Origin of the sequence: Bartonella sp. AP57NXGY, from assembly GCF_042195805.1 — a bacterium.
In the GTDB taxonomy this organism is placed as follows: domain Bacteria; phylum Pseudomonadota; class Alphaproteobacteria; order Rhizobiales; family Rhizobiaceae; genus Bartonella.
This window is the reverse complement of sequence record NZ_JBHIOZ010000521.1, coordinates 1-709: the sequence shown is the minus strand read 5'-3', so window position 1 is coordinate 709 and position 709 is coordinate 1. Positions and strand designations below refer to the sequence as shown.

Annotated in this window: 1 pseudogene; it reads right to left on the bottom strand. The window is 42.0% G+C overall.

Going from position 1 to position 709, the window contains the following annotated elements:
- A pseudogene (locus ACFIL8_RS11805) lies at positions 1-709 on the bottom strand (hypothetical protein); the annotation flags it as partial.

Genomic DNA, 709 nt, shown 5'->3' with positions numbered 1-709 from the left:
AAGTTTGGATTAAAATATTCAATAAAGTACTTGTGAGATGAAGACGTTAACCCGCAAAAATCAATTGCTGAACGTAAGATATCACGGACATCTCGTAGCACATCTGTAGCAGCTTTCACTGGGCCATCAACATTACCTGCAGCGGAAGAATGAAGATCGTCCTTCAAATGCTCCATGAAGAATCTTGTATAATCCTTCAAAGAAGCAAATATTTTATTTCGATAAGGATACAGCAACGCTTGAATACACTGCTCGTCTTTGGAAGTAACAACATAGGTTTCAGGGTCTAGCCAGTGCCCCAGCTGCGTACTTCGATAGACATAACACATTTCTTTAAGCAACAGAGGTAAAAGCTGCGTTTCGAAATCCAGCTTCGGAGAACCGTTAGCAATGCTGGATTGCTTACGCAGATGATGTATTGCATCGAGAGTAAGGAATGATGGTATGTATTGCCCACTACCCCCCTTTTGATTAATCCCGCGACTACTAAAAGGCAATGTTTGACGGGAGAATAGAGCTATCTTCGGTTCTTTGCCGCTTGGCATGTAGCGCAATTGTCCAGCATTTTCAGTAAAAGTCCCACCGCGACCGTAAGTCAATTGCGACAAGACATCATAGCTAGTTAATCCAATTCCCTGCAGCAGCACACGAGACTGAGATTGTATAGAGTCCAACTTTTCAATTGGATAAGGATTCGAATAATAGTTCA